This is a genomic window from Mycobacterium montefiorense, assembly GCF_025823255.1.
Classification (GTDB): Bacteria; Actinomycetota; Actinomycetes; order Mycobacteriales; family Mycobacteriaceae; genus Mycobacterium; species Mycobacterium montefiorense.
Map to the genome: position 1 here is coordinate 66,047 of NZ_JACKVL010000006.1, position 23,247 is coordinate 89,293.

General features: G+C 67.8%; 19 protein-coding genes. 13 read left to right on the forward strand and 6 right to left on the reverse strand.

Annotated features, from left to right (window positions below; genetic code table 11):
* Positions 1-51 precede the first annotated feature (51 nt).
* Both H7K34_RS02145 and H7K34_RS02150 read right to left on the reverse strand, forming a co-directional pair.
* Positions 52-1,515 carry an FAD-dependent oxidoreductase gene (locus tag H7K34_RS02145; protein WP_264059396.1) on the reverse strand — a complete coding sequence of 488 codons (1,464 nt, stop codon included), beginning with the start codon at positions 1,513-1,515 and terminating at the stop codon, positions 52-54.
* Positions 1,516-1,659: 144 nt separating this feature from the next.
* The gene (locus tag H7K34_RS02150) at positions 1,660-2,934 is read right to left on the reverse strand and encodes a protein kinase domain-containing protein (protein ID WP_372510666.1); all 1,275 of its coding nucleotides are present in this window, start codon (positions 2,932-2,934) and stop codon (positions 1,660-1,662) included.
* Between the two features lie 48 nt (positions 2,935-2,982).
* On the opposite strand from H7K34_RS02150, the gene H7K34_RS02155 reads away from it, so the two are divergent.
* On the forward strand, positions 2,983-3,387 hold the full coding sequence (locus H7K34_RS02155; RefSeq protein WP_264059410.1) for an Rv2175c family DNA-binding protein: 405 nt from the start codon (positions 2,983-2,985) through the stop codon (positions 3,385-3,387).
* On the opposite strand, the gene H7K34_RS02160 is transcribed toward H7K34_RS02155, so the two are convergent.
* Both H7K34_RS02160 and idsA2 read right to left on the reverse strand, forming a co-directional pair.
* Positions 3,384-4,922 (reverse strand): alpha-(1->6)-mannopyranosyltransferase A, encoded by a 1,539-nt coding sequence (locus H7K34_RS02160; protein WP_264059413.1) that lies wholly within the window; start codon positions 4,920-4,922, stop codon positions 3,384-3,386. The genes H7K34_RS02155 and H7K34_RS02160 overlap by 4 nt on opposite strands.
* 3 nt (positions 4,923-4,925) lie before the next feature.
* Positions 4,926-5,975: a bifunctional (2E,6E)-farnesyl/geranyl diphosphate synthase gene (idsA2, locus tag H7K34_RS02165; RefSeq protein WP_264059415.1), complete on the reverse strand. Its 1,050-nt coding sequence runs from the start codon at positions 5,973-5,975 to the stop codon at positions 4,926-4,928.
* 244 nt (positions 5,976-6,219) lie between these two features.
* Here idsA2 and H7K34_RS02170 point away from each other — a divergent pair, with 244 nt between their 5' ends.
* Positions 6,220-7,116 carry a mycobacterial-type methylenetetrahydrofolate reductase gene (locus H7K34_RS02170; RefSeq protein ID WP_264059417.1) on the forward strand — a complete coding sequence of 299 codons (897 nt, stop codon included), beginning with the start codon at positions 6,220-6,222 and terminating at the stop codon, positions 7,114-7,116.
* Here H7K34_RS02170 and H7K34_RS02175 read toward each other — a convergent pair.
* Positions 7,113-7,760 carry an LppM family (lipo)protein gene (locus H7K34_RS02175; RefSeq protein WP_165839776.1) on the reverse strand — a complete coding sequence of 216 codons (648 nt, stop codon included), beginning with the start codon at positions 7,758-7,760 and terminating at the stop codon, positions 7,113-7,115. The two genes, H7K34_RS02170 and H7K34_RS02175, sit on opposite strands and share 4 nt — an antisense overlap.
* A 166-nt stretch (positions 7,761-7,926) precedes the next feature.
* On the reverse strand, positions 7,927-8,529 hold the full coding sequence (locus H7K34_RS02180; RefSeq protein WP_264059419.1) for a GNAT family N-acetyltransferase: 603 nt from the start codon (positions 8,527-8,529) through the stop codon (positions 7,927-7,929).
* 339 nt (positions 8,530-8,868) lie between these two features.
* Between H7K34_RS02180 and H7K34_RS02185 the strand changes: the two genes are divergently transcribed.
* The 11 genes from H7K34_RS02185 to murG all read left to right on the forward strand — a co-directional run bounded on the left by H7K34_RS02185 (position 8,869) and on the right by murG (position 23,242).
* On the forward strand, positions 8,869-9,267 hold the full coding sequence (locus H7K34_RS02185) for a DUF3040 domain-containing protein (RefSeq protein ID WP_264059420.1): 399 nt from the start codon (positions 8,869-8,871) through the stop codon (positions 9,265-9,267).
* Between the two features lie 351 nt (positions 9,268-9,618).
* Entirely contained in the window at positions 9,619-10,050 is a 432-nt protein-coding gene (gene mraZ / locus H7K34_RS02190; RefSeq protein ID WP_108921371.1) for a division/cell wall cluster transcriptional repressor MraZ, read from the forward strand.
* A complete protein-coding gene (gene rsmH, locus H7K34_RS02195) occupies positions 10,025-11,251 on the forward strand; it encodes a 16S rRNA (cytosine(1402)-N(4))-methyltransferase RsmH (RefSeq protein WP_264059421.1) in 1,227 nt (408 codons plus the stop codon). Before mraZ ends, rsmH begins: the two co-directional genes overlap by 26 nt.
* Positions 11,252-11,253: 2 nt before the next feature.
* Complete coding sequence (locus H7K34_RS02200) at positions 11,254-12,501, forward strand: hypothetical protein (protein WP_264060463.1); 1,248 nt, start codon at positions 11,254-11,256, stop codon at positions 12,499-12,501.
* 74 nt (positions 12,502-12,575) lie between these two features.
* The gene (locus H7K34_RS02205) at positions 12,576-14,552 is read left to right on the forward strand and encodes a peptidoglycan D,D-transpeptidase FtsI family protein (RefSeq protein WP_264059422.1); all 1,977 of its coding nucleotides are present in this window, start codon (positions 12,576-12,578) and stop codon (positions 14,550-14,552) included.
* 141 nt (positions 14,553-14,693) lie between these two features.
* Positions 14,694-16,238 (forward strand): UDP-N-acetylmuramoyl-L-alanyl-D-glutamate--2,6-diaminopimelate ligase, encoded by a 1,545-nt coding sequence (locus H7K34_RS02210; RefSeq protein WP_264059427.1) that lies wholly within the window; start codon positions 14,694-14,696, stop codon positions 16,236-16,238.
* Positions 16,235-17,764 carry a UDP-N-acetylmuramoyl-tripeptide--D-alanyl-D-alanine ligase gene (locus H7K34_RS02215; RefSeq protein WP_264059429.1) on the forward strand — a complete coding sequence of 510 codons (1,530 nt, stop codon included), beginning with the start codon at positions 16,235-16,237 and terminating at the stop codon, positions 17,762-17,764. Before H7K34_RS02210 ends, H7K34_RS02215 begins: the two co-directional genes overlap by 4 nt.
* Positions 17,761-18,840 carry a phospho-N-acetylmuramoyl-pentapeptide-transferase gene (gene mraY / locus H7K34_RS02220; RefSeq protein WP_264059446.1) on the forward strand — a complete coding sequence of 360 codons (1,080 nt, stop codon included), beginning with the start codon at positions 17,761-17,763 and terminating at the stop codon, positions 18,838-18,840. The genes H7K34_RS02215 and mraY overlap by 4 nt, the downstream gene beginning before the upstream one ends.
* A gap of 1 nt (position 18,841) precedes the next feature.
* Positions 18,842-20,314 carry a UDP-N-acetylmuramoyl-L-alanine--D-glutamate ligase gene (gene murD / locus H7K34_RS02225; protein WP_264059448.1) on the forward strand — a complete coding sequence of 491 codons (1,473 nt, stop codon included), beginning with the start codon at positions 18,842-18,844 and terminating at the stop codon, positions 20,312-20,314.
* 7 nt (positions 20,315-20,321) lie between these two features.
* Complete coding sequence (ftsW, locus tag H7K34_RS02230) at positions 20,322-22,028, forward strand: putative lipid II flippase FtsW (protein WP_372510667.1); 1,707 nt, start codon at positions 20,322-20,324, stop codon at positions 22,026-22,028.
* Positions 22,025-23,242, forward strand: a complete 1,218-nt coding sequence (gene murG / locus H7K34_RS02235) for an undecaprenyldiphospho-muramoylpentapeptide beta-N-acetylglucosaminyltransferase (RefSeq protein WP_264059450.1) — start codon at positions 22,025-22,027, stop codon at positions 23,240-23,242. The genes ftsW and murG overlap by 4 nt, the downstream gene beginning before the upstream one ends.
* Positions 23,243-23,247: the final 5 nt, after the last annotated feature.

The window sequence follows — 23,247 nt, forward strand, 5'->3', positions numbered from 1 at the left end:
GACGGTCGACCAGATTGCGGATCGCATCCTCGTCCGTACTGCGGTCACTGTTCATCGCGTCGCCGCCATTTTTGTCCGCCGAGGGTCGATGGTGGTGTCTGTCGGCGACGAAGGGTCTGGCTGAGCCAGCGGCCGTGCCCGCGAAAATCGGGCCCGCAGGTTTCCCCAGACGATGCGTGGTAGCAGGGCGGGATCCTGGAGCCGCGACGGCGGGTCGATGAAGTTTGAGACCCGAAAGAAGCGTTCGGTCAACACAGCGTCGTGTGCGGCGGCGTTCAGTGCCGCTCTAGTCACCCAGCCTTGCAGCCGCGCCCGCCCCGAACTCCGGTCGCGAACCGGGGAAGTGGCCCGCGACCTGGCTCTATTTGCCGCCCACATCGCGCCGATGTAGCGGGCCGTTGCACCGAAATAGCGTTGTGCCAGTGCGGCATCGCCAGACAGCAGACAATCGCGCAGAGTCAGCGCTTCCAGCGCGGCGATTGTCATGCCCTGGCCGTAGGTCGGGTCGGGGGCGCACAATGCGTCACCGAGAACCACCAAACCCGATGGGAATCGAGACAACTGGTCGTAGCGGCGCCACACGGCGGCGGTGTGCTGATATGTCACGGCTTCCCCGATGGGGTGTGCCTGGCGTAGTCCGTCCATCAAGTCTGCGGGCAGGAAGGGCGCGGCCAGCGCGAGCATCGCGTCGTAATCGGTTGGCGGTTCGCCGGTTTCGGTCAGCTGTCCGATCGCCAGCATCCAGGTGTCGTGTTCGTTGGCCAGTAGCAGGCCTCCCGGCCTGCCGTCGCCTGGGTTGAACATCACGAGCCGCTGGGAGATCGATCCCATGGGCATGCTCAGCTGTTGGCTCGCGTAGCTATACCTCGCGGCCATGCGGTTCTCGGTGGGCCGTTCGAAGCCCAGCCTCGACAACAGCGCCGGGGTGCGTGCGGCCCGGCCCATCGCATCGACCACCAGGTCGGCGTCTATTGTCGTCAGAAAACCGTTGTAGCGCCGAATGATTCGAACGCCGTTGACGATATCGCCGGTGGTGAGGAGTTCGGAGACGTCGTGCCCGTCGAGGATGTTCACGTTGGGTAGAGCCTTGACGCGGCGGCGTAGCTGATACTCCATGAACGGCCTGCTCGCCATGTGCAGCGTCAGCGCGGCCGGATCGGCGAATGTGCCCGCGCTTTTCAGCTCGTAACGCCCGAGGCGTACGTAGAAGTGCGACAGGTCACCGTCGTCGACAACGACCGCCCCGGCTCTGGCCAGGTCGTCCAGCAGTCCGGGAAACAATTCACCCAGTACCTGCAGGCCGCGGCTGTAGAAGTTGTGCGCATGGCGCCCTTGGGGGAGGCCCCGGCGATGACACGGATAGTCCGGCAACCTGTCGCGTTCGACCACGCTGACCGAATCGTAGAACTCCGAAAGCACGCGGGCGGCAAGCAAACCCGCGATTCCGGCACCCAGGACTACTGCGTGCTCGCCGAGCCGGCTCGGCGAGTCGGCGCGATGCGTTGTCGAACCCATGCCTCAGCACGCTACCCCAATATTAAGAAAAATAAGAGAGCTGTGAGATTTTATTAAGATTCGTGTCGCGAACGTGACGTTCCCGCACCAATTTCATCGACTCGCGAAAAGGCAGCCTTCGAGCGGCGCATAGTAAGGCCTACTTCACAGCAGACCGGTCAGATTGCTGCCGACTGTCCACGCTGCCGTCGCGACCAGACCGGTGAGTGCCAGTATGAGTGCCACCCAGATCAGCACCATGCGGCGGTTTTGCTGACGCGCGAGGGCGAATTCAGTGATCGCGATACCGGCGAATTCGCCTGAGACTGCACCGTATTCGTAGTCGTCGGGTTCGTCGGTCTCGGTGTCGGGAGCCGCCTGAGCCCAGTCCTCGGGGCCGCGCGCCAGCTGGCGGGTGGGCTGATGGACCGGGGCCGGGGCCGGTGGGGACGGCGCGGCGGACCGCTGCTCAGTCATCCGGCTGCGCTGCAGTGCCGCCGAGCGATGCTGGGCGGAGTTGCGCGGCGCCGGGACCCGGAAGTCGGGCAGTCCCAGTTCCTCGGCGATCGCGTCGACGTCGGCGAGCATCTCGATCGCGTCGGCATACCGCTGCGCGGGGTCGCGGCCAGTTGCGCACGACACGAAATCGTCGAATTGCGTTGGCACACCTTCGATTAGGCTGCTTGGACACGGCACGTCGTGGTCCAATCGCTGGTAGGCGATCGATAGCGGGGAGTCGCCGCTGAACGGTGTACCGCCGGTCAGCAGTTCGTAGGTGAGGATCCCCGCGGAGTAGACATCGCTGCGCGGACCGGCGTTTCCGTCGCGCACCTGCTCGGGCGACAGATAGGCCACGGTGCCCAAAATGACACTGGTTGACGTGATTCCGGCCGCCGCGACCGCACGCACCAACCCGAAATCGGCGATTTTGACCTCGCCGTCGTCGGAAATCAGCACGTTCTCCGGTTTGACGTCGCGATGCACCAGCCCGGCGCGATGCGCGGCGGACAGCCCGCCCAGCACCGGGCGCAGCACAGCCACCACGGCATGCGGCGGCATCGGGCCACGTTCTGTCAGCAGCTCGCGCAGGGTGCCGCCCTCGATGAGCTCCATCACCAAAAACGGATGGCGACCGTCCTGGCCCTGGTCGTAGACCGCGACCAGCCCCGGGTTCTTCAATCGGGCGACCGTACGGGCCTCGAGCTGGAAGCGGGTCAGGAACTGACTGTCGCCGGCATAACGGGAGTCCATCACCTTCAGCGCCACCGGCCGGTCAAGCCGGACGTCGAGGCCGCGGTACACCGTCGAGGTGCCGCCGCTGGCGATCTTGCCCTGGACCAGATAGCGGCCGTCCAGCAACGTGCCGTCCAACGGGTCTGTCGTCCCGGGTCTGGTCACCGGGCCATCGTAGGTGCGGGCTTGCGATTGGCGATGCAACATAAGCTCAACGCGCCTACGCACCCGGGCGCCACGGCCTACACTTGCGCGGTGGGCAGTATTCCGGCCGGCGACGATGTGTTGGATCCCGACGAGCCAATTTATGACCTGGCCCGGGTCGCCGAATTGCTCGGCGTGCCGGTGAGCAAGGTGCAGCAGCAGCTGCGAGAAGGTCATCTGCTTGCGGTGCGCCGCGCCGGGGGTGTGGTGATACCGCAGGTGTTTTTCACCAATTCCGGTGAGATCGTCAAAAGCCTGCCGGGTTTGTTGACCATCCTGCACGACGGCGGCTACCACGAAACCGAGATCGTGCGCTGGCTGTTCACCCCGGACGCGTCGCTGACGGTGACCCGCGACGGCAGCAGGGATGCGCTCAACAACGCCCGTCCGGTCGACGCGTTGCATGCCCACCAGGCGCGTGAGGTGGTACGCCGGGCTCAGGCCATGGCGTACTAGGCGGCCAGCGGCTCTTCGGCCCGCCGAACCTCCGGTTCCGGAGCCCGGTACAGCGAGTACCAGGCGACCAGCGCGGCCGCCGTGGCCATCGAAAAGTGCAGCCACGAATACATGCCGTGCGATCCGTCTGGCTTGAAAATCACCATGGCCCAGGTCGATAGCGCGCCGATGACGGCGATCGCCCGTCGTGACTGGGCTAGCGGAGAAGCCACCGCCAGTGGCCAGGAGTAGTACCACGGCAGGGCGGACGGCACGAACAGCACCACGATCAGCATCGACCACGCCATCCCGGTCAGCGCGCCCCGATCGTCGCGCCGGAATCGCCACCACAACAGCGGCAGTGACACCGCGATGACCGCGATTCCGATGTAGCGGGTGATCCGCAGCGTGGCGTAGAAGTCGACCGGGACAAGGCCGTTGACCAGGAAGTGAATCACGTTCGCCGCCGCGGTCGGCACGGTCAGCCAGTTGATGATCTTGACCGATCCCGCCAGCGCGGTGAGCCAGCCCAGGCCGACGCCGGCGGCCACAGACAAGATGGCAAACACCACGACGAAGATCAGCAGGCCCATCGCAGTGGCCGTCGCGAATGCGCGGGCCGGGCGGTATCCGCGTTGGTCACGCAGATGTCGCATCCACACCCAGACCAGAAACGGCAACGACAACCCGGCGGTCGCCTTGACCGCGACCGCGACCGTGACCAGGGTGACGCCCAGGGCGTGGCGGCGTGCGAAGGTCAGCGCGATGCCGGCGGTCATCAGACCCACCATCAGCATCTCGTTGTGCACTCCACCCATCAGATGGATCAGCACCAGCGGGTTCAGCACGCAGATCCACAATGCCGTGGCGCCACTCGTGCCGATGTGATGAGCCAGTCGGGGAGCGGCCCAGATCAACAGCGCCAATCCGGGCAGCATGCACAACCGCAGCAGCATGGTCCCGGCGATCACATGGTTGCCGACCACCATCGTGACGAGCTTCGCAATCAGAATGAATACCGGGCCATACGGCGCGGTGGTGATCGTCCAAATGGGACTTACGTTGTCCAGCAACACATTCGGGTTAGCCACCGGGCCCACGGCATAGGGATCGAAGCCGTCGCGCAGCAACGCGCCCTGGGCCAGGTAGGAATAGGTGTCGCGGCTGAACACCGGCACGGACAGCAGTAACGGCGCCAGCCAGAAGCCGGTGGTGGCTCGCATCATGAATTCGGTGGTTTCGCCGCTGACGACGCGGCGACCCAGCGCCAGCCATGCGACGAGCATTAGCGCCACACCCGCCCACAACAGAATCGACGACAGCACCAGCCCGTGGCCAAAACGCAGCCAGGACATGTGGATTGACTCCAGCACGGGATCGTGCGGCTTGGTGCTTCCGGCACCGAGACCGCCGACGGTGATCAGCACCGAACCTAGGAAGCCCAGCTTGGCCGGGCGAGCGTCCGGTGTGGAGGCGAACGCCTTCACCTCTGAAAGACGTTGGGCAACAGACCGTTTCGCCGTAGATGAGCTGTCCGGAGATATCGGTATGGCCATGGCTCAGGCGGACCGGTTGGTGGCCATCCTGGCCAGTTCGGAAATCCCCGCCTTGGCCGGCGTGCTGATGTCTGCGGCCGCCAGCGCGGCCAGCGCCCGCTCGTTCAGCGTGGCGATGCGCCGCTCGACGGCGGCCAGCGCGCCCACCGACTCGATGACGTCGCGCAGTTCGTCCACTTGCGCGTCGGTCAACTGCGCGCCGATCGAGCTGCGTAACAGGTTGGCCGCCAACGGATCTGACCTGTCCGCCAACTCCATGGCCTCGGCCAGCAGCACGGTGCGCTTGCCGGAGCGCAAATCATCACCGGATGGCTTGCCCGTCACCGCAGGATCCCCGAACACGCCCAGCACGTCGTCACGCAACTGGAACGCCACCCCGAGGTCGGTGCCGAGCTGACCGAACATGTCTTGCACATCCGGGCGGTCGGCGGCGGCGGCCGCCCCGAGCTGCAGCGGTCGGGTCACGGTGTAGCAGGCGGTCTTGTAGGTGTCGACGGTCATCGCCGACGCGATCGACTCGGCCGCGCTGGCCTCGGCGACGATGTCGAGGTACTGCCCACCGAGCACCTCGGTGCGGATATCGGCCCAGACGCGCTGGACCCGTCGCTGCGCCTCGGGTGCCAGGTCCGCCCCGAATACGATGTCGTCGGCCCAGGCCAGGGCCAGGTCACCGAGCAGGATGGCCGCCGAAACCCCGAACCGGTCCGGACAGCCCTGCCAATCCCGGTCGCGGTGCAGCGCGGCGAAGCGGACGTGGACCGTCGGTTTGCCGCGGCGGGTGGAGGAATCGTCGATGACGTCGTCATGCACCAGCGCGCAGGCCTGCAGCAGCTCCAGCGCGGAAAACAGCAGCAGCACTTGCGCGTCGGGCTCCGCGTCGGCCACCGCACGCCATCCCCAATACGCGAAGGCGGGCCGCAGCCGTTTACCCCCACCCAAAACAAAGTCTTCGAGCGCGGAGATCAATGCGGCGTAGTCGCCGCCGATGTAAGCGGTCTCGCCCCGCCGCTGGTGCAAGTACCGGCGAAGTTGCTCGGCAATCGCGCCGGTCAACTCGACGGTTGCTGCGGCCGCTGGGGTTTCTAGGCTCAGCGCGGCGCCCCTTTCTTCCTCGGTATGCCCTGGTGTTCTCTAGGCCCGAACAGTGTATTCGCCGCTACGGCGGTGGCTGTTTGCACATGACCCGGGCGCCGGCGTGACTCGGGTTCCTCGATTAGCTCGGCAGCCCGCCAGGGCGGGCGGTAACCCCGCGCCCCTATGCTGGCGAGGTGCAAATCGTCCGAGGGAGAGGAGCCGCGTGACTCTCAACACCGTGGCGCTGGAGCTGGTGCCACCGAATGTGGACGAGGGTCGGGAGCGGGCACTTGACGAGGCGCACAAGGTAGTGCGGTTCTCGGCGGAATCCGGTCTGGGTGGCCGCATCCGTCACGTGATGATTCCGGGCATCATCGCCGAGGACGACGACCGTCCGGTGCCGATGAAGCCCAAGTTCGACGTGCTGGACTTCTGGTCCGTTATCAAGCCCGAATTGCCGGGCATCAGTGGCCTGTGCACGCAGGTGACCGCCTTCATGGATGAGCCGTCGCTGCGCGCGCGGCTCACTCGCCTGATCGACGACGGCATGGAGGGTGTGGTGTTCGTCGGCGTTCCGCGCACGATGAGCGACGGCGAGGGCTCCGGCGTTGCACCGACCGACGCCCTGTCGATCTATCGCGACCTGGTACCCAACCGCGGCGTGATCCTGATCCCCACCCGCGAGGGCGAACACGGCCGCTTCAACTTCAAATGCGACCAGGGCGCCACCTACGGCATGACCCAGTTGCTGTACTCCGACGCGATCGTCGGCTTTTTGACCGACTTCGCCAAGACCACCGATCATCGTCCCGAGATCCTGTTGTCGTTCGGGTTCGTACCGAAGATGGAAAGCAATATCGGCCTGATCAACTGGCTCATCCAGGATCCGGGCAACGCCGCGGTGGCCGCCGAGCAGGAGTTCGTCAAAAAGCTGGCGGGCAGCGAACCGCCCGAGAAGCGCCAGTTGATGCTCGACCTGTACAAGCGGGTGGTGGACGGCGTCGCCGAGCTCGGCTTTCCGCTGAGCATCCACCTGGAGGCGACCTACGGTCTGTCCGGACCGGCCTTTGCCACCTTCGCCGAGATGATCGACTACTGGTCGCCGGCCCAGCGGGTCTAGCTGGGCGGCTGATTGCGCGGCGTGGTGAATCGCTCCGAGCGGTCCCGGCTCATCCACGCCAGCAGCGCGACCACGCCGGCCGCCGCAAACGACGCGATGCCGAGCCAGACGCCCGCGCCGGTGAAGGAACGGGTGTTGGGATCTGTGTAGCGGGCCTGGGCGGTCATCGTGCTCACCACGCCCGGCTTGAGCTTCCACGACACCGCGTCGGGGTCGACCCGGTCACCGTTGGTCGAGGTCACGACGCCGGGGAAGGCGACGGTCAGCTCGACGTCGGCATCCGGGTCGGTCAGCGACGTCAGATCCGCCCGGCCTTCCAGGATCACCACGTTGCCGTTGCGGCGCAGCGACAGATTTACGCCGGTCGCGTCGGGGTTCATGTTGGCCAGCTGCGGCAACTCGGCGAACGTCAGATCGGAGAACACCGCCTGCGATCCGACGTAGCCGTCGCTGTCGTAATTGGACACCGCGACTTTCTGGTTGAACGCCAGGTTGTTGGTCTCGAGCTGCGGGCCGGTGTCCTTGGACGTCTTCGGCTTGGCCGCCGCGATGATCTCCCCGGACACCAGGTCGTCGGGCGAAACGGTGAGCGAGGCTCTGGCTCGCAAGCACCCGGTCGCCAGGGGAACCAGCAGGAGCAGCATGACGATCGCTAGCACGCGGCTCCTGCGGGCGGTGAACCCTCGGGCTCGGCGTGGGGGAGAGCTGGCGCGCACCAGGTAATCGTGCCAGATCCGGGGTGTCGCCACGGCACGTCGTCCGCTCGCGAGTCCGGCGGGTACGTCGGCGACCACTGGTGTCGTCAGTCGGCTAGAGCGGCAGGGGGCGGCCCAGGATCGCGAATGCCCGTGGGTCACCGGCGAAGTGGTAGCGCCGGATGACGTCGGTGAAGCCCAGTCGCCGGTACAACCGCCACGCGCGGTTGGCCTCGCCCGTGGTTTCGGGCGTGGACAGCAGGACGTTGCTCTCGCAGCGACCGGCGAGCAGCTGGCGGGCCAGCGCCTCGCCGACGCCGCGGCCTTGGGCGCGCGGATGAATGTGCAGTTCGGTCAGCTCGAAATAGCTCTTCATCAGCTGCGCGATCTCCGTCGGTGGCAGGCCGCCGCGTTGCAATCCCAAGACAACCTGTTGCTGCCACCACTGTCCGGGCGCGCCGGGGTAGCCATAGGCCACGCCGAGCAGCGGTGCATCGCTCAGCTCCGAAGCCGACGGCACACCGTCGCCTTCGAGCGCGTCCGCCTCTACCGCGGCAGCCGCCTGCCAGCCACGTCGGCGGATGTGCTCGAGCCACATGGCGGCGCGCTGGTGCTCGGTGCCTCGTGGGTACCGCATCGCGTCGACGTACACGCCCAGGGCGTCGGAGAGGCGGCGCTCCATATCGTTCGGAGGCATATCGATGAGGAATATCGCCAACTCGCGGTGTCCTCCTCGTCCCAGTGATCCGGGCCTCGTGCGCCTATCGGCTTCAGCGGCGCGCCGGCGCGGCGCCCGTATCGCCATTATCGGGTCCGAGGCGGATCGGGTGACGGGCGGTGGCGGCAACCGGCCGGCGACCGCGCACGTTTCGGCAAGGGTGTTGTAACGCATCGTCGTTACGGCCCGATGATCGTCGGGAAGCAACGGAGATAGAATCGCGGTCGAACCAGTGGTACGGGTCAGATTGACCTCGTATCATTTGACTTAGTTGCCCATACAATGGGCATCCGCGTGCTATCGATAGTTACGTGTCAGACTGTCGGCAAGGAGGGACGAATGCCACTCTCCGACCATGAGCAGCGGATGCTCGACCAGATTGAGAGCGCCCTCTACGCCGAGGACCCGAAGTTCGCGTCGAGTGTCCGTGGTGGGGGTTTCCGCGCGCCGACCGCGCGTCGTCGTCTGCAGGGTGCGGCGCTGTTTGTCATCGGACTGGCGATGCTGGTTTCCGGTGTGGCGTTCAAGGCCACGATGATCGGCAGCTTCCCGGTTCTCAGCGTCGTTGGGTTCATCGCGATGTTCGGTGGCGTGGTGTTCGCCATCACTGGTCCCCGAATGGCCGGCAGGACAGACCATTCCGGCCCGGCGCAGGGAACGCGCCAGCGTCGCAACAAGGGTGGCGGCTCGTTCACCAGCCGCATGGAAGACCGCTTCCGCCGCCGCTTCGACGAATAGTCAGAACTACTAAAGACACAGACCATAAGGGGTGGCCGGAACGGCTGCCCCTTATTTTTGTGCTGGAGCCCGATTCGAGGCCCGATCGTGGCCAATCTGAGCCCCACTGCGCCCCACTGGGATGCCCCACTTCCCCCCACGGACCGACTTTGGGGTCCTGAAATGCGGTTTCTTAGCGCTAGGTGCGGGCCCCGAGATGGCGGTGTGCGGGCGCTGGGCGACGTCGGGTGGCAAACGATCTGCGAAACACCCCGGCGACAACTCTTTTATGGGGCAAAGTGGGGGACTGTGGGGTATGGTGGCTGAAGTGTTTGGGCGAGGCGCGAGCCGGTCTCCGCAGGAGGTGAGCAGGTGTTTCTCGGCACCTACACGCCCAAACTCGATGACAAAGGGCGACTGACGTTGCCCGCCAAGTTCCGCGACGCGCTGGCAGGGGGGTTGATGGTCACCAAGAGCCAAGATCACAGCCTCGCCGTCTACCCGCGGGCGGAATTCGAGCAGCTGGCCCGGCGGGCCAGCAAGACGTCTCGAAGCAACCCGGAAGCCAGGGCGTTCCTGCGCAATCTGGCCGCCGGAACCGATGAGCAGCATCCCGATGCCCAGGGCCGCATCACCTTGTCGGCCGATCACCGCCGCTACGCGGACCTATCCAAGGACTGCGTGGTGATCGGAGCGGTCGACTACCTCGAAATTTGGGATGCCCAAGCCTGGCAGGACTACCAGCAGACGCACGAAGAGAACTTCTCCGCGGCCAGCGATGAAGCACTCGGCGACATCATCTGAGGCGCATGCCCGTGCATCGTGGCCTCTGCCCGAACCGACCCTGGCGTACTTCCCCAACGCCTGGTTCGTAGCTTCGGACAGGGACCTCGGTGCAGGGGCGGCCTTCCTCAGGGCCGTCCCTCGTTCCGACGTGTCCCTCGAGACCCGGGGAGGTGTTGCGGTGGCTGACAAGCCAAATGATCTCGGGCCGAATGGCTTCGGGCATGTGCCTGTGCTGCTGGAGCGCTGCGTCGAACTGCTCACCCCGGCACTGACCCGCCAGCACGCCGACGGATCCGGCGCCGTACTCGTCGATGCCACCCTCGGCGCGGGCGGGCACGCGGAACGCTTCTTGACCGAATTGCCGGGCCTGCGGCTGATCGGGCTCGACCGCGATCCCAGCGCCCTGGACATCGCCGGCGCCCGGCTGGCGCCGTTCGCCGACCGAATCACGCTGGTGCACACACGGTATGACGGCATCCGGGATGCCCTAGCTGAGTCCGGTTATGCCGCAAACGAATCAATCGATGGGGCGCTGTTCGATCTGGGTGTTTCCTCGATGCAACTAGACCGCGCCGAGCGGGGCTTCGCCTATGCCCAGGACGCGCCGCTGGACATGCGGATGGATCCGTCGTCGCCGCTCACCGCGGCCGACATCGTCAACACCTACGACGAGGCCGAGCTGGCGAACATCCTGCACCGTTACGGCGAGGAGCGGTTCGCCCGCCGCATCGCCACTCACATCGTCCGCCAGCGAGCCCGCACGCCGCTGCGTTCGACGGCCGAGTTGGTGGCTCTGCTCTACCAGGCGATTCCGGCTCCGGGCCGGCGTACCGGCGGGCATCCGGCCAAGCGTACCTTCCAGGCGCTGCGGATCGCGGTCAACGACGAGCTGAGCTCGCTGCGCAGCGCCATTCCGGCCGCGATGGACGCCCTGACCGTCGCCGGGCGCATCGCGGTGATGGCCTACCAATCGCTGGAGGACCGGATCGTCAAACGTGTGTTCGCCGACGCGGTCGCCTCCGGCACGCCGGTGGATCTCCCTTTCGAACTGCCCGGCCGCGGCCCCCGATTCCGGTCGCTGACCCGCGGTGCCGAGCGTGCCGATGAAGACGAAATCGAACGTAACCCTCGCAGTGCCGCCGTGCGACTACGGGCCTTGCAACGGCTGGAACACGAGGGACATGCACAGCAGCGCGTGACCAAGAAGGGCGACTCATGAGAGTGAAAGCCAAGCGCGAGACGCCAAAGCGCCGGGGCGGCAGTGACCGTCGCGGCGGGCGTGACGTTGCTGCCCGTACGGCCAGGCGCAGCGCGGCGGACTCGACGGCGCGTCGCACCCGGCCGACGAAGGGCTCGACGACCGGTCGCGAGGCGCGGGCAGCGAAATCGGGACCGCAGACCAGTCCTAACGCGCGCCCGGTCGAGCGATCGGCACGCCCCAAGAACAGTGGCCAGGCCAAGGCCCGTGCCAAAGCTCGGAAAGCCAAGGCGCCCAAAGTTATTCGGCCTCGGCTGACTGAGCGGATAGCCATCCGGCTGTCCTCGATCGACCTGCGTCCGCAGACACTGCTGGCCAAGGTTCCATTTGTTGTGCTGATCATCGGTGCGCTCGGACTTGGGCTGGCACTGACGCTGTGGTTGTCCACCGACTCCGCCGAGCGCTCCTACCAGTTGAGCCACGCTCGCGAGAAGACCCGAATGCTGCAGCAGCAGAAGGAGGCGCTGGAACGCGATGTGCGCGAGGCGGAGGCCGCGCCGGCGCTGGCCGAGGCGGCTCGCAAGCAGGGCATGATCCCGACGCGGGACACCGCGCACCTGATCCAGGATCCGTCCGGTAACTGGGTGGTCGTCGGTACGCCCAAGCCGGCCGATGGCGTTCCGCCGCCGCCGCTGAACACCAAGCTGCCCGATGAAGGCCCTGTGGTGCCCCCGAAGCCGGCGGCGTTGCCGCCGGAAGTCCCGGTTCGCGTGCAACCGGATCTGGGTGCTGTTCTGGTGCCGGGCCGGCCGGGTGGGCCGGAGGCGCTGCTACGCGCTCCGGATGGCTCGACGACGGTAGGAGGCCAGCATCTGCCGCCGGCCGCGCCGCCGGTGCCCGGTGCACCCGGTGGGCCGATCGCCGGGCAGTTCCCGGGGGTGCCCGCGCCGGGGCTGCCCACTCAAGGGCTGCCGGCGCAGGGGCTGCCGACTCCTGGCCTGCCGATGCCGGCGCAGGCAGGCCCGGCGATCGCTCCGGTGCCCGCCGAAGTGCCGATCCCGGTCGGGGGGCTGCCGCTGGCGGTACCGGCGGCACCCGTGCCCGCGGAAATACCAGTGCCCGTGCAACCGGGTATGGCGCCGCAGAGCTCCCAGGCCGGTGTCCCGGTCCTGCCCAGTCTGACCGGGCCGCAGGCCGCACCGGCGCTCGCGCCGAATAACGGCCCACAGTTCGCGCCACCGGCGGCCGCCATGCCAGGCGCGGCCCGGTGAGCCGCGGCGAGGACGGCCGGACCCGACGGTCGCGGTCGTCGCGCGGTCCGGCTAAACCGCGAGAAACCAGGGAGATGCGGCAGCCGAACGGCAGTCGCAAACCGGAAAAGGCGCAAAGAGGCCGGGATACGCAGGAGTCCAAGGGATTCGGTAAGGCCAAGAAATCCGCCGCCCCGGGCCGGGCGGAGGCGGCGCTGGGCCACTCGGCACGTGAGCGACGCACCCGGCCAGCCGTCGAGGCCGGAACGCGCGGCGCATCTTTCGTCTTTCGGCATCGAGCCGGCTACGCGGTCATCCTGGTGCTGATGCTGGTGGCCGGGGCGCAGTTGTTCGTCCTACAGGTAACCAGCGCGCCGAAACTGCGAGCCCAGGCCGCCAGCCAGCTCAAGGTCACCGACGTCTCAAAAGCCATCCGCGGCAGCATCGTTGACCGCAACAACCAACAGCTGGCCTTCACCATCGAGTCGCGTGCGTTGACGTTCCAGCCGAAGAAGATCCGCCAGCAATTGGAGGATGCCAAAAAGAAGAACCCGGCGGCCCCCGATCCGCAGCAGCGGCTGCGTGACATCGCCAAAGAGGTTTCCAGTCGGCTGAACAACAGGCCGGACTATGCGACCGTGCTGAAGAAGCTGCAAACAGAGGACAACTTCGCCTATTTGGCGCGTGCCGTCGACCCGGCCGTCGCCAGCGCGATCTCGGACAAGTATCCCGAGGTCGGTTCCGAGCGACAGGATCTGCGTCAGTATCCGGGCGGATCGCTGGCGGCCAACATCGTCGGCGGCATCGACTGGGACGGTCACGGTCTGCTCGGACTCGAGGACAGCATGGACTCGGTGCTGTCGGGAACCGACGGTTCGCTCACCTACGACCGCGGGTCCGACGGCGTGGTCATCCCCGGCAGTTACCGCAACCGGCACAAGGCGGTCAACGGTTCGACCGTCCAGCTCACCATCGACGACGACATCCAGTTCTACGTGCAGCAGCAGGTTCAGCAAGCCAGGAATCTATCTGGGGCGCACAATGTTTCGGCTGTCGTCCTGGATTCCAAGACCGGTGAAGTGTTGGCCATGGCCAACGACAACACCTTTGACCCGTCCCAGGACATCGGCCGGCAGGCCGACCGGCAACTGGGCAATCTGTCGGTGTCCTCGCCGTTCGAGCCGGGCTCGGTGAACAAGATCATCACCGCCTCCTCGGTCATCGAGTACGGCCTGACCAACCCCGACGAGGTGCTCCAGGTCCCGGGCTCCATCAACATGGGTGGTGTCACCATCCATGACGCGTGGGACCACGGCGTGATGCCCTACACCACCACCGGTGTGTTCGGGAAGTCGTCCAACGTCGGAACGCTGATGCTGGCCCAACGCGTTGGCCCGGAACGCTTTTACGACATGGTCCGCAAGTTCGGGCTCGGGCAGCGCACCAACGTGGGGCTGCCCGGTGAGAGCGCCGGGCTGGTGCCGCCCATCGACCAGTGGTCGGGCAGCACCTTCTCCAACCTGCCTATCGGCCAAGGTCTTTCGATGACTCTGCTGCAGATGACGGACATGTACCAGACGATCGCCAACGACGGGGTGCGGATGCCGCCGCGAATCATCAAAGCCACCGTCGCCCCCGACGGAAGCCGGACCGAAGAAGCGCGCCCCGAGGGCGTTCGGGTGGTGTCGTCACAGACCGCGCAGACGGTGCGCCAAATGCTGCGCGCCGTCGTGCAAAGCGACCCGATGGGCTACCAACAGGGCACCGGTACCGCGGCGGCGGTGCCCGGTTACCAGATGGCGGGCAAGACGGGCACCGCCCAGCAGATCAACCCGGGCTGCGGCTGTTACTTCGACAACGTCTACTGGATCACCTTCGCCGGGATGGCCACCGTCGACAATCCCCGCTACGTGATCGGCATCATGATGGACAACCCCGAGCGCAACGCGGACGGTACGCCCGGCCACTCGGCGGCCCCGCTGTTCCACAACATCGCCGGCTGGCTGATGCAGCGGGAGAACGTCCCGCTCTCACCCGACCCGGGGCCGCCGCTGACCCTGCAGGCCACCTAGGAGCCCCACGCCGGTCCCCGGCATTGCCCTGAACGCACACTGGACGGGAGCGCGGACGTGCGTCCGGCTGGGCCGCGCCTAGGTAGGGTGTCATGGCTGGTCATGGCGATCACGCGGCGTCGGCGGGAGGTGTGACCGGAAGTGCAGGTATCGGATGAGCTGCGCCCCAGCAAGGGCGCGGGCGTGCGACTGCCTGCGCTGGCGGAGCAAGTGGGCGCGGTGCTGGCCGGCGGGGGCGCCGTCCCGGACGTGTCGATCACCGGGGTGACACTGCGTGCCCAGGACGTGTTGCCCGGTGACCTGTTCGCCGCACTGGCCGGCTCGGCCACCCACGGTGCCCGCTACGCCGGCGACGCGATCGAACGCGGTGCCGTCGCGGTGCTCACCGACGCGGCCGGGGCCGCCGAGATGGGCACGCTGGCCGGCGCCGTGCCTACCTTGGTGCAGCCGGCGCCCCGCAGCATCCTCGGCGCGCTGGCCGCCACCGTGTACGACAATCCGTCGGACCGGGTGACGGTGGTCGGGATCACCGGCACCTCCGGTAAAACCACCACGACCTATCTGGTCGAGTCTGGTCTGCGCGCCGGCGGCCACACCGCGGGGTTGATCGGCACCATCGGCATCCGCATCGACGGCGCCGACATCCCCAGCGCGCTGACCACTCCGGAGGCGCCCGCGCTGCAGGCGATGCTGGCGGCGATGGCCGAACGCGGGGTGGACACCGTCGTCATGGAGGTCTCCAGCCACGCGTTGACGTTGGGCCGGGTCGACGGAACCCGTTTCGCGGTAGGCGGATTCACCAACCTATCCCGCGACCACCTCGACTTTCATCCCACCATGGCCGACTACTTCGAAGCCAAGGCGATGCTGTTCGATCCGAACTCGCCGCTGCACGCTCGCCGGGCCGTGGTCTGCGTCGACGACGATGCCGGTCGGGCGATGGCCGCGCGTGCCACCGACGCGATCACGGTCAGTGTCACCGGCCAACCGGCGCATTGGCGCGCAACGGACCTGGCGTCGACGGGCGCCGGGGGACAAGAGTTCACCGTCGTCGACCCCGCCGGTGGCAAACACCGTATTGGTATTCGGCTCACGGGCGGCTACAACATCGCCAATTGTCTTGTAGCACTGGCAATTCTGGACGCGGTCGGGGTCTCGCCGGAGCAGGCGGCAGCGGGGCTGCTGGACACCCGTGTTCCGGGACGGTTGGAAGACATCGATCGCGACCAGGATTTCCTGGCCCTCGTCGATTACGCCCACAAGCCCGGCGCGCTACGGGCGGTATTGACCACCCTGCTGCAGCCGGGTCGGCGGCTCGCGGTGGTGTTCGGCGCCGGCGGCGATCGCGACCCGGGCAAGCGCGGGCCGATGGGCGGCGTCGCCGCCGAGCTGGCCGACCTCGTTGTCGTCACCGACGACAACCCGCGCAGTGAGGACCCCGCGGCGATTCGGCACGAGATCGTCACCGGTGCAACGGAAGTCGGCTCACTAGCGCAGGTGGTCGAGATCGCCGACCGGCGTGACGCGATCCGGTACGCGGTCGGCTGGGCCGGCCCCGGCGACGTGGTGCTGATCGCCGGGAAAGGCCACGAAACCGGGCAGCGCACCGGCGACGTGGTCCGCCCGTTCGACGACCGGGTGGAGCTGGCGGCAGCGCTGGAAGACCTCCGCAAGGCACGCCGATGATCGACCTGACCGTCGCGCAGATCGCCGATATCGTCGGCGGCACCCTGGCCGACATCTCGCCGCGCGACGCCGCGGAACTCCACGTCACCGGGACCGTTGAGTTCGACTCGCGCGCCGCCGGTCCGGGCGGGCTATTTCTGGCGCTGCCGGGCGCGCGCTCGGACGGCCATGACCACGCGGCCTCGGCGGTAGCCGCCGGCGCGGTGGCGGTGCTGGCCGCGCGGCCGGTCGGGGTTCCCGCCATCGTGGTTGCCCCCCAGGGGGCTTCCGGGTCGCGGGCCGGGGTGCTCGAGCACGATCCCGACGGTTCGGGTGCCGCGGTGCTGGGCGCGCTGGCCAAGCTGGCGAAAGTGGTGGCCGAGGAGCTGGTGGCCGGTGGCCTGACGATCATCGGGATCACCGGCTCGTCGGGAAAGACGTCGACCAAAGACCTGGTGGCCGCGGTGCTCGAACCGCTGGGTGAGGTGGTGGCGCCGCCGGGATCGTTCAACAACGAGCTGGGGCATCCCTGGTCGGTGCTGCGCGCGACGCGCAGCACCGACTACCTGGTTTTGGAGATGTCGGCGCGTCATCCCGGCAATATCGCCGCCCTGGCGCAGATCGCCCCGCCCGCGATCGGCGTCGTGCTCAACGTCGGCACCGCGCACCTAGGCGAGTTCGGTTCGCGCGAGGCCATCGCTCGAACGAAATCTGAACTGCCACAATCTGTCCCAGCTTCCGGAGTGGTCATACTCAATGTCGACGACCCGTCGGTGGCGGCCATGGCGCACGTCAGCTCTGGCTGGGTGGTGCGGGTCAGCGGGGCCAGCCACACCGATTCGGGACCCAGCGACGTCTGGGCCGAAGGCGTGTCGCTGGACGAATTGGCCAGGCCGCGATTTACCCTGCACGCGATGGACGCGCGAGGCGCCCTGGAAGCCGAGGTTGCGCTCGGTGTCTACGGCGAACACCAGGTCACCAATGCGTTATGCGCCGCTGCGGTCGCGCTGCAGTGTGGCGCCAGCGTCGAGCAGATCGCGGCGTCGCTGGCCGCGGCCGGCCCGGTGTCGCGGCATCGCATGCACGTGACGAACCGTTCCGACGGGGTGACCGTCATCGACGACGCCTACAACGCCAACCCCGACTCGATGCGGGCCGGAATGCAGGCACTGGCCTGGATCGCCGCCGGCGGGGAAGCTCCGGCGGGGAAAAAGAGGCGCAGCTGGGCGGTGTTGGGCGAGATGGCCGAGCTCGGCGAGGACGCGATAACCGAGCACGATGCCATCGGACGGCTGGCGGTGCGCTTAGATGTGTCTCGACTTGTTGTCGTGGGAACGGGGAGGTCGGTCACCGCGATGCATCACGCTGCGGTCATGGAGGGCTCGTGGGGCGCCGAGGCGGTGAACGTGGCCGACGGCGACGCCGCCCTGGCGTTGTTGCGGGCCGAACTGCAACCCGGTGACGTCGTCCTGGTGAAGGCGTCGAAGGCCGCTGGCCTGCGTGCGCTGGCAGAGGCGCTGGCCGCAGACGGCGAGGCTCGCCCGTGAGACAGATTCTCGTCGCCCTCGCGATCGCCTTGACCGTGTCAATTCTGTTGACCCCGGCGCTAATCCGGCTGTTCAGCAAGCAGGGTTTCGGTCACCAGATTCGTGAGGACGGCCCGCCGAGCCATCACACCAAGCGCGGCACGCCGTCGATGGGCGGCGTGGCGATCTTGGCGGGCATCTGGGCCGGCTACCTGGGCACGCACCTGGCCGGGCTGGCGTTCGACGGCGAAGGGGTCTCCGCGTCGGGACTGTTGGTGTTGGGCCTGGCCACGATGCTGGGCGGGGTCGGCTTCCTCGACGACTTGATCAAAATCCGCAGGTCACGCAACCTGGGGCTGAACAAGACCGCCAAGACGGTCGGGCAGATTCTGGCGGCGGTGCTGTTCGGTGTGCTGGTGCTGGGATTCCACAACGCCAACGGCCTGACGCCGGCCAGCTCGGATCTGTCCTATGTGCGCGAGATTGCCACCGTCGCACTGACTCCCGGACTTTTCGTGCTGTTCTGCGTGGTCGTTGTCAGCGCCTGGTCCAACGCGGTCAACTTCACCGACGGCCTGGACGGGCTGGCTGCCGGCTGCATGGCGATGGTCACCGGTGCCTACGTGTTGATCACCTTCTGGCAGTACCGCAACGCCTGTGCCACCGCGCCCGGGCTGGCCTGCTACAACGTGCGCGACCCGCTGGATCTGGCGATCGTCGCGGCCGCGACCGCCGGCGCGTGCATCGGGTTCCTGTGGTGGAATGCCGCGCCCGCCAAGATCTTCATGGGCGACACCGGTTCGCTGGCGCTGGGCGGCATCATCGCGGGTTTGTCCGTCACCAGCCGCACCGAGATCCTTGCGGTGGTGCTGGGTTCGCTGTTCGTCGCCGAGGTCATCTCGGTGGTGCTGCAGATCCTGACCTTCCGGACCACCGGGCGCCGGGTGTTCCGGATGGCGCCCTTCCACCACCATTTCGAGTTGAGCGGGTGGGCCGAAACGACGGTGATCATCCGCTTCTGGCTGCTCACCGCGATCGCCTGCGGCCTGGGCGTCGCGCTGTTCTACGGTGAGTGGCTCGCCACGATCGGCGCGTGACATGCCTGGGCTCGAACCCTCCCCCGCAAGCGGGCAGTACCCCCAGCTGGCGGGTGCGCCCGTCCTGATCGCCGGTGCCCGGGTCACCGGCCGGGCAATTCTGGGTGCGCTGACCCGATTCGGCGCCGCGGCGACGCTGTGCGACGACGATCCGGTGATGCTGCGTCCTTACACCGAAAGCGGTGTTGCGACAGTCGATCCGGCGACGGCGGTTGCGCACATCGCCGACTATGCGCTGGTGGTCACCAGTCCCGGCTTCCAGCCGTCGGCGCCGGTGCTGGCCGCCGCGGCGGCCGCGGGCGTGCCGATCTGGGGTGACGTGGAGCTGGCCTGGCGGCTGGACGCAGCGGGCTGTTACGGGATACCGCGCCGCTGGCTGGTCGTGACCGGCACCAACGGCAAGACCACGACGACGTCGATGCTGCATGCCATGTTGATCGCCGGGGGACGGCGCAGCCTGCTCTGTGGCAACATCGGCGACCCCGTCCTCGACGTGCTGGACCAGCCGGCCGACCTGCTGGCCGTCGAGTTGTCGAGCTTTCAGCTGTTCTGGGCCCCCTCGCTGCAGCCGGAGGCGGGGGTGGTGCTCAACATCGCCGAAGACCATCTGGATTGGCATGCGTCGATGGCCGAGTACACCGCGGCGAAGGCCCGGGTTCTGGGCGGCCGGGTCGCCGTCGTCGGGCTGGACGACAGCCGGGCCGCCGCATTACTGAGCACCGCGGCGGCCCCGGTGCGAGCCGGGTTCCGGCTTGGCGAGCCGGCCCCCGGCGAGCTCGGCGTACGGGACGGACAGCTGATCGATCGCGCCTTTGCCGACGACCTGGCCCTGCTGCCGGCCGCGTCCATCCCGGTGCCGGGCCCGGTCGGCGTGCTCGACACCCTGGCCGCGGCGGCGCTGGCCCGCAGCGTCGACGTGCCTGCCGCCGCGATCGCCGAAGCCGTGTCGACGTTTCAGTTGGGCCGGCATCGTTGCGAAGTCGTTGCTGTGGCCGACGGGATCCGCTACGTCGACGACTCGAAGGCCACCAACCCGCACGCCGCCGAGGCGTCGATCATGGCTTACCCGCGGGTGGTGTGGGTGGCCGGCGGTTTGCTCAAGGGCGCATCGCTGGACGCAGAGGTCGCCAGAATCGCATCCCGGCTGGTCGGTGCGGTGCTCATCGGCCGCGATCGCCAAGAGGTTGCCGAGGCGTTATCGCGACACGCGCCCGATGTCCCGGTCGTCCAGGTTGTGACAGGCGAGGATGCTGGTATGCATGCGACTGCTGATACTGATGTGACAAAAGTTGACAGTGTGGGGGATGGTCTCGGCGTTCGCGTGATGACGGCGGCGGTGGCCGCGGCTCGTGATTTGGCACAGTCGGGAGACACGGTGCTGCTGGCGCCGGCGGGGGCATCGTTTGACCAGTTCAGCGGCTACGCAGACCGTGGTGACGCATTCGCGGCCGCGGTACGTGCGGCGCTGCGGTAGGCGGGTTGTGGGTAACGCGCTGACCCGGCGCTTACGTCGGGGCAAGAAGAAGAACGAGACCGCGCCGGCCGAGGCGGCGGAGGCCGTCGCCGACGACACGACCGAGGACGCCGACGCCGTAACCGACGCGCTGGAAACCGCCGACGTAACAGATGCTGCCGGGTCGGACGAGGCACCCGACGAACGGATCCCGGCGGCCGCGAAAACTAAGATCAAAGACCCGGAGCACAGTCCACGCGCCCGGTTCGGCGCCTGGCTGGGCCGTCCCATGACCTCGTTTCACCTGATCGTCGCGATCACCGCATTGCTGACCACACTGGGCCTGACCATGGTGCTGTCAGCGTCGGGTGTGCGGTCCTACGGCGACGACGGATCGGCGTGGGTGATCTTCGGCAAACAGGTGTTGTGGACGGTCATCGGGGTCATCGGGGCCTACGTCGCGATGCGGATGCCGGTGCGGTTTCTGCGGCGGGTGGCTTTCCCGGGATACCTGGTCACCATCATTTTGCTGGTGCTGGTGCTCGTTCCCGGAATCGGGAACCTCGCCAACGGTTCGCGGAAATGGTTCGTCGTCGCCGGCTTGTCGATGCAGCCCTCCGAGCTGGCCAAAATCGCCTTCGCGATCTGGGGTGCCCACCTGCTGGCCGCGCGCCGCCTGGAGCGAGCCTCGCTGCGCGAGATGCTGATCCCGCTGGTACCGGCCGCGGTCATCGCGCTGGGGCTGATCGTGGCCCAGCCCGACCTCGGGCAGACGGTGTCGCTGGGCATCATCCTGCTGGCCCTGCTGTGGTACGCGGGGTTGCCGCTGCGAGTCTTCGGCACGTCGCTGCTGGCGGTCATCATGGCCGGTGCGGTTCTGGCAATGTCGGCCGGATACCGGTCGGACCGGGTGCGCTCGTGGATCAACCCCGAGAACGACCCGCAGGACACCGGCTACCAGGCCCGACAGGCGAAGTTCGCGCTGGCCCACGGCGGCATCTTCGGCGACGGTCTCGGCCAGGGCACCGCCAAATGGAACTACCTGCCCAACGCGCACAACGACTTCATCTTCGCGATCATCGGCGAGGAGCTCGGCTTCATCGGCGCGTTCGGGCTGCTGGCGCTGTTCGGGTTGTTCGCCTACACCGGGATGCGCATCGCGCGGCGGTCGGCCGACCCGTTTCTGCGGCTGCTGAGCGCCACCACGACGATGTGGATCCTCGGCCAGGCCTTCATCAACATCGGCTACGTGATCGGCGTGCTGCCGGTGACCGGCCTGCAGCTCCCGTTGATATCTGCTGGTGGAACATCCACGGCTGCAACACTTTTCATGATTGGAATCATGTGCAACGCGGCACGGCATGAGCCCGAGGCGGTGGCCGCGCTGCGTGCCGGGAGAGACGACAAGATGAACCGGTTGCTGCGGCTGCCGCCGCCGGAGCCGTATGTGCCCAGCCGTATCGAGTCGTTTCGCGATCGCAAGCGAGCGCAGCCGCAAAAGCCGCGACCGCCCGCCCCGGGGCGGGCCCGCAAGGCCCCTGCCCGGAAAGCAGAGCCGCCCGCCCGCAAGAGTGTCCGCAAGCCCGAGCCGCCATTGCGGCCGGTTTTCGGTCGGACGGCTGCCCGGACGGACCGTTCAGGGCATCATGGATCTGGCCAGCGCAACCCGAGGCAGGGAGCCGGCCAGCGTCAAGCACGGCGCGCACGCGCATTGGAAGGTCAGCGTTACGGGTGAACCACACGGTCAAGGAGCCGGCCGGCGGGCAGGGGGTAAGTCCCTCGCCCGCCGGTGCCGCTTCGTCGTCACTTAATTCCCTGTCGGTCGTGCTGGCCGGCGGCGGCACCGCCGGTCATGTGGAGCCCGCGATGGCCGTCGCCGATGCTCTGAGCGCACTGGATCCGCACGTCCGGATCACCGCGTTGGGCACCGCGCGTGGCCTCGAGACCAGGCTGGTCCCCGAACGCGGCTACCACCTCGAACTGATCACTCCGGTGCCGCTGCCACGTAAGCCCAGTGGTGACCTGGCCCGGCTGCCCCCGCGGGTGTGGCGTGCCGTCCGGGAGACCCGTTCGGTGCTCGACGTGGTCGACGCCGACGTGGTGGTGGGTTTCGGCGGCTACGTGGCCCTGCCGGCCTACCTGGCCGCCCGCGGTTTTCCCGGGTTCCGGCGTCGTATCCCGGTGGTGATCCACGAGGCCAACGCCCGCGCCGGGCTGGCGAACCGGGTGGGCGCCCGCACCGCGCAGCGGGTGCTGTCCGCGGTGCCGGATTCCGGGCTACGACACGCCGAGGTGGTCGGGGTCCCGGTCCGGGCCACCATCACCACGCTGGACCGCACGGCGCTGCGGGCCGAAGCGCGCCGGCACTTCGGCTTCGCCGCCGACGCGAGAGTGTTGCTGGTCTTCGGCGGTTCGCAGGGTGCGGTGTCACTCAACCGCGCGGTCTCGGCAGCCGCCGCTGACCTGGCCGCCGCGGGAGTGTCCGTGCTGCATGCGCACGGCCCGAAGAACACCCTCGAGCTGTGCGAACCCCAAGACGGCGATCCGCCTTACCGGCCGGTGCCCTATCTGGACCGGATGGATCTGGCCTATGCGGCTGCCGACCTGGCCATCTGCCGCTCCGGCGCCATGACGGTCGCGGAGGTGTCCGCCGTCGGCCTGCCGGCGATCTACGTCCCGCTGCCGATCGGCAACGGCGAGCAGCGCCTCAACGCGCTGCCGGTGGTCAACGCCGGCGGCGGCATGGTGATCCCCGACGCTGTCCTGACGCCGGAGCTGGTGGCCCGCGAGGTGACCGGGCTGCTCACCGACCCGCCGCGGCTGGCGGCGATGACCGCGGCCGCCGCGCGGGTGGGGCATCGGGATGCTGCGCGCCAGGTCGCCGAGGCGGCGCTGGACATCGCGCGGCAAGCACGTGATGGGGGGCCTGCAGCCAGGGGGAGACGGTGACCGCC

Bases quoted from the DNA above. Each gene is read 5' to 3' on its own strand.
- H7K34_RS02205 (WP_264059422.1), top strand. From the start codon at position 12,576: ATGCGGCAGCCGAACGGCAGTCGCAAACCGGAAAAGGCGCAAAGAGGC.
- H7K34_RS02145 (WP_264059396.1), bottom strand. From the start codon at position 1,515: ATGGGTTCGACAACGCATCGCGCCGACTCGCCGAGCCGGCTCGGCGAG.
- H7K34_RS02185 (WP_264059420.1), top strand. From the start codon at position 8,869: ATGCCACTCTCCGACCATGAGCAGCGGATGCTCGACCAGATTGAGAGC.
- H7K34_RS02175 (WP_165839776.1), bottom strand. From the start codon at position 7,760: ATGCTGCTCCTGCTGGTTCCCCTGGCGACCGGGTGCTTGCGAGCCAGA.
- murD (WP_264059448.1), top strand. From the start codon at position 18,842: ATGCCTGGGCTCGAACCCTCCCCCGCAAGCGGGCAGTACCCCCAGCTG.
- H7K34_RS02160 (WP_264059413.1), bottom strand. From the start codon at position 4,922: ATGGCCATACCGATATCTCCGGACAGCTCATCTACGGCGAAACGGTCT.
- rsmH (WP_264059421.1), top strand. From the start codon at position 10,025: ATGAAGCACTCGGCGACATCATCTGAGGCGCATGCCCGTGCATCGTGG.
- H7K34_RS02150 (WP_372510666.1), bottom strand. From the start codon at position 2,934: ATGTTGCATCGCCAATCGCAAGCCCGCACCTACGATGGCCCGGTGACC.
- H7K34_RS02215 (WP_264059429.1), top strand. From the start codon at position 16,235: ATGATCGACCTGACCGTCGCGCAGATCGCCGATATCGTCGGCGGCACC.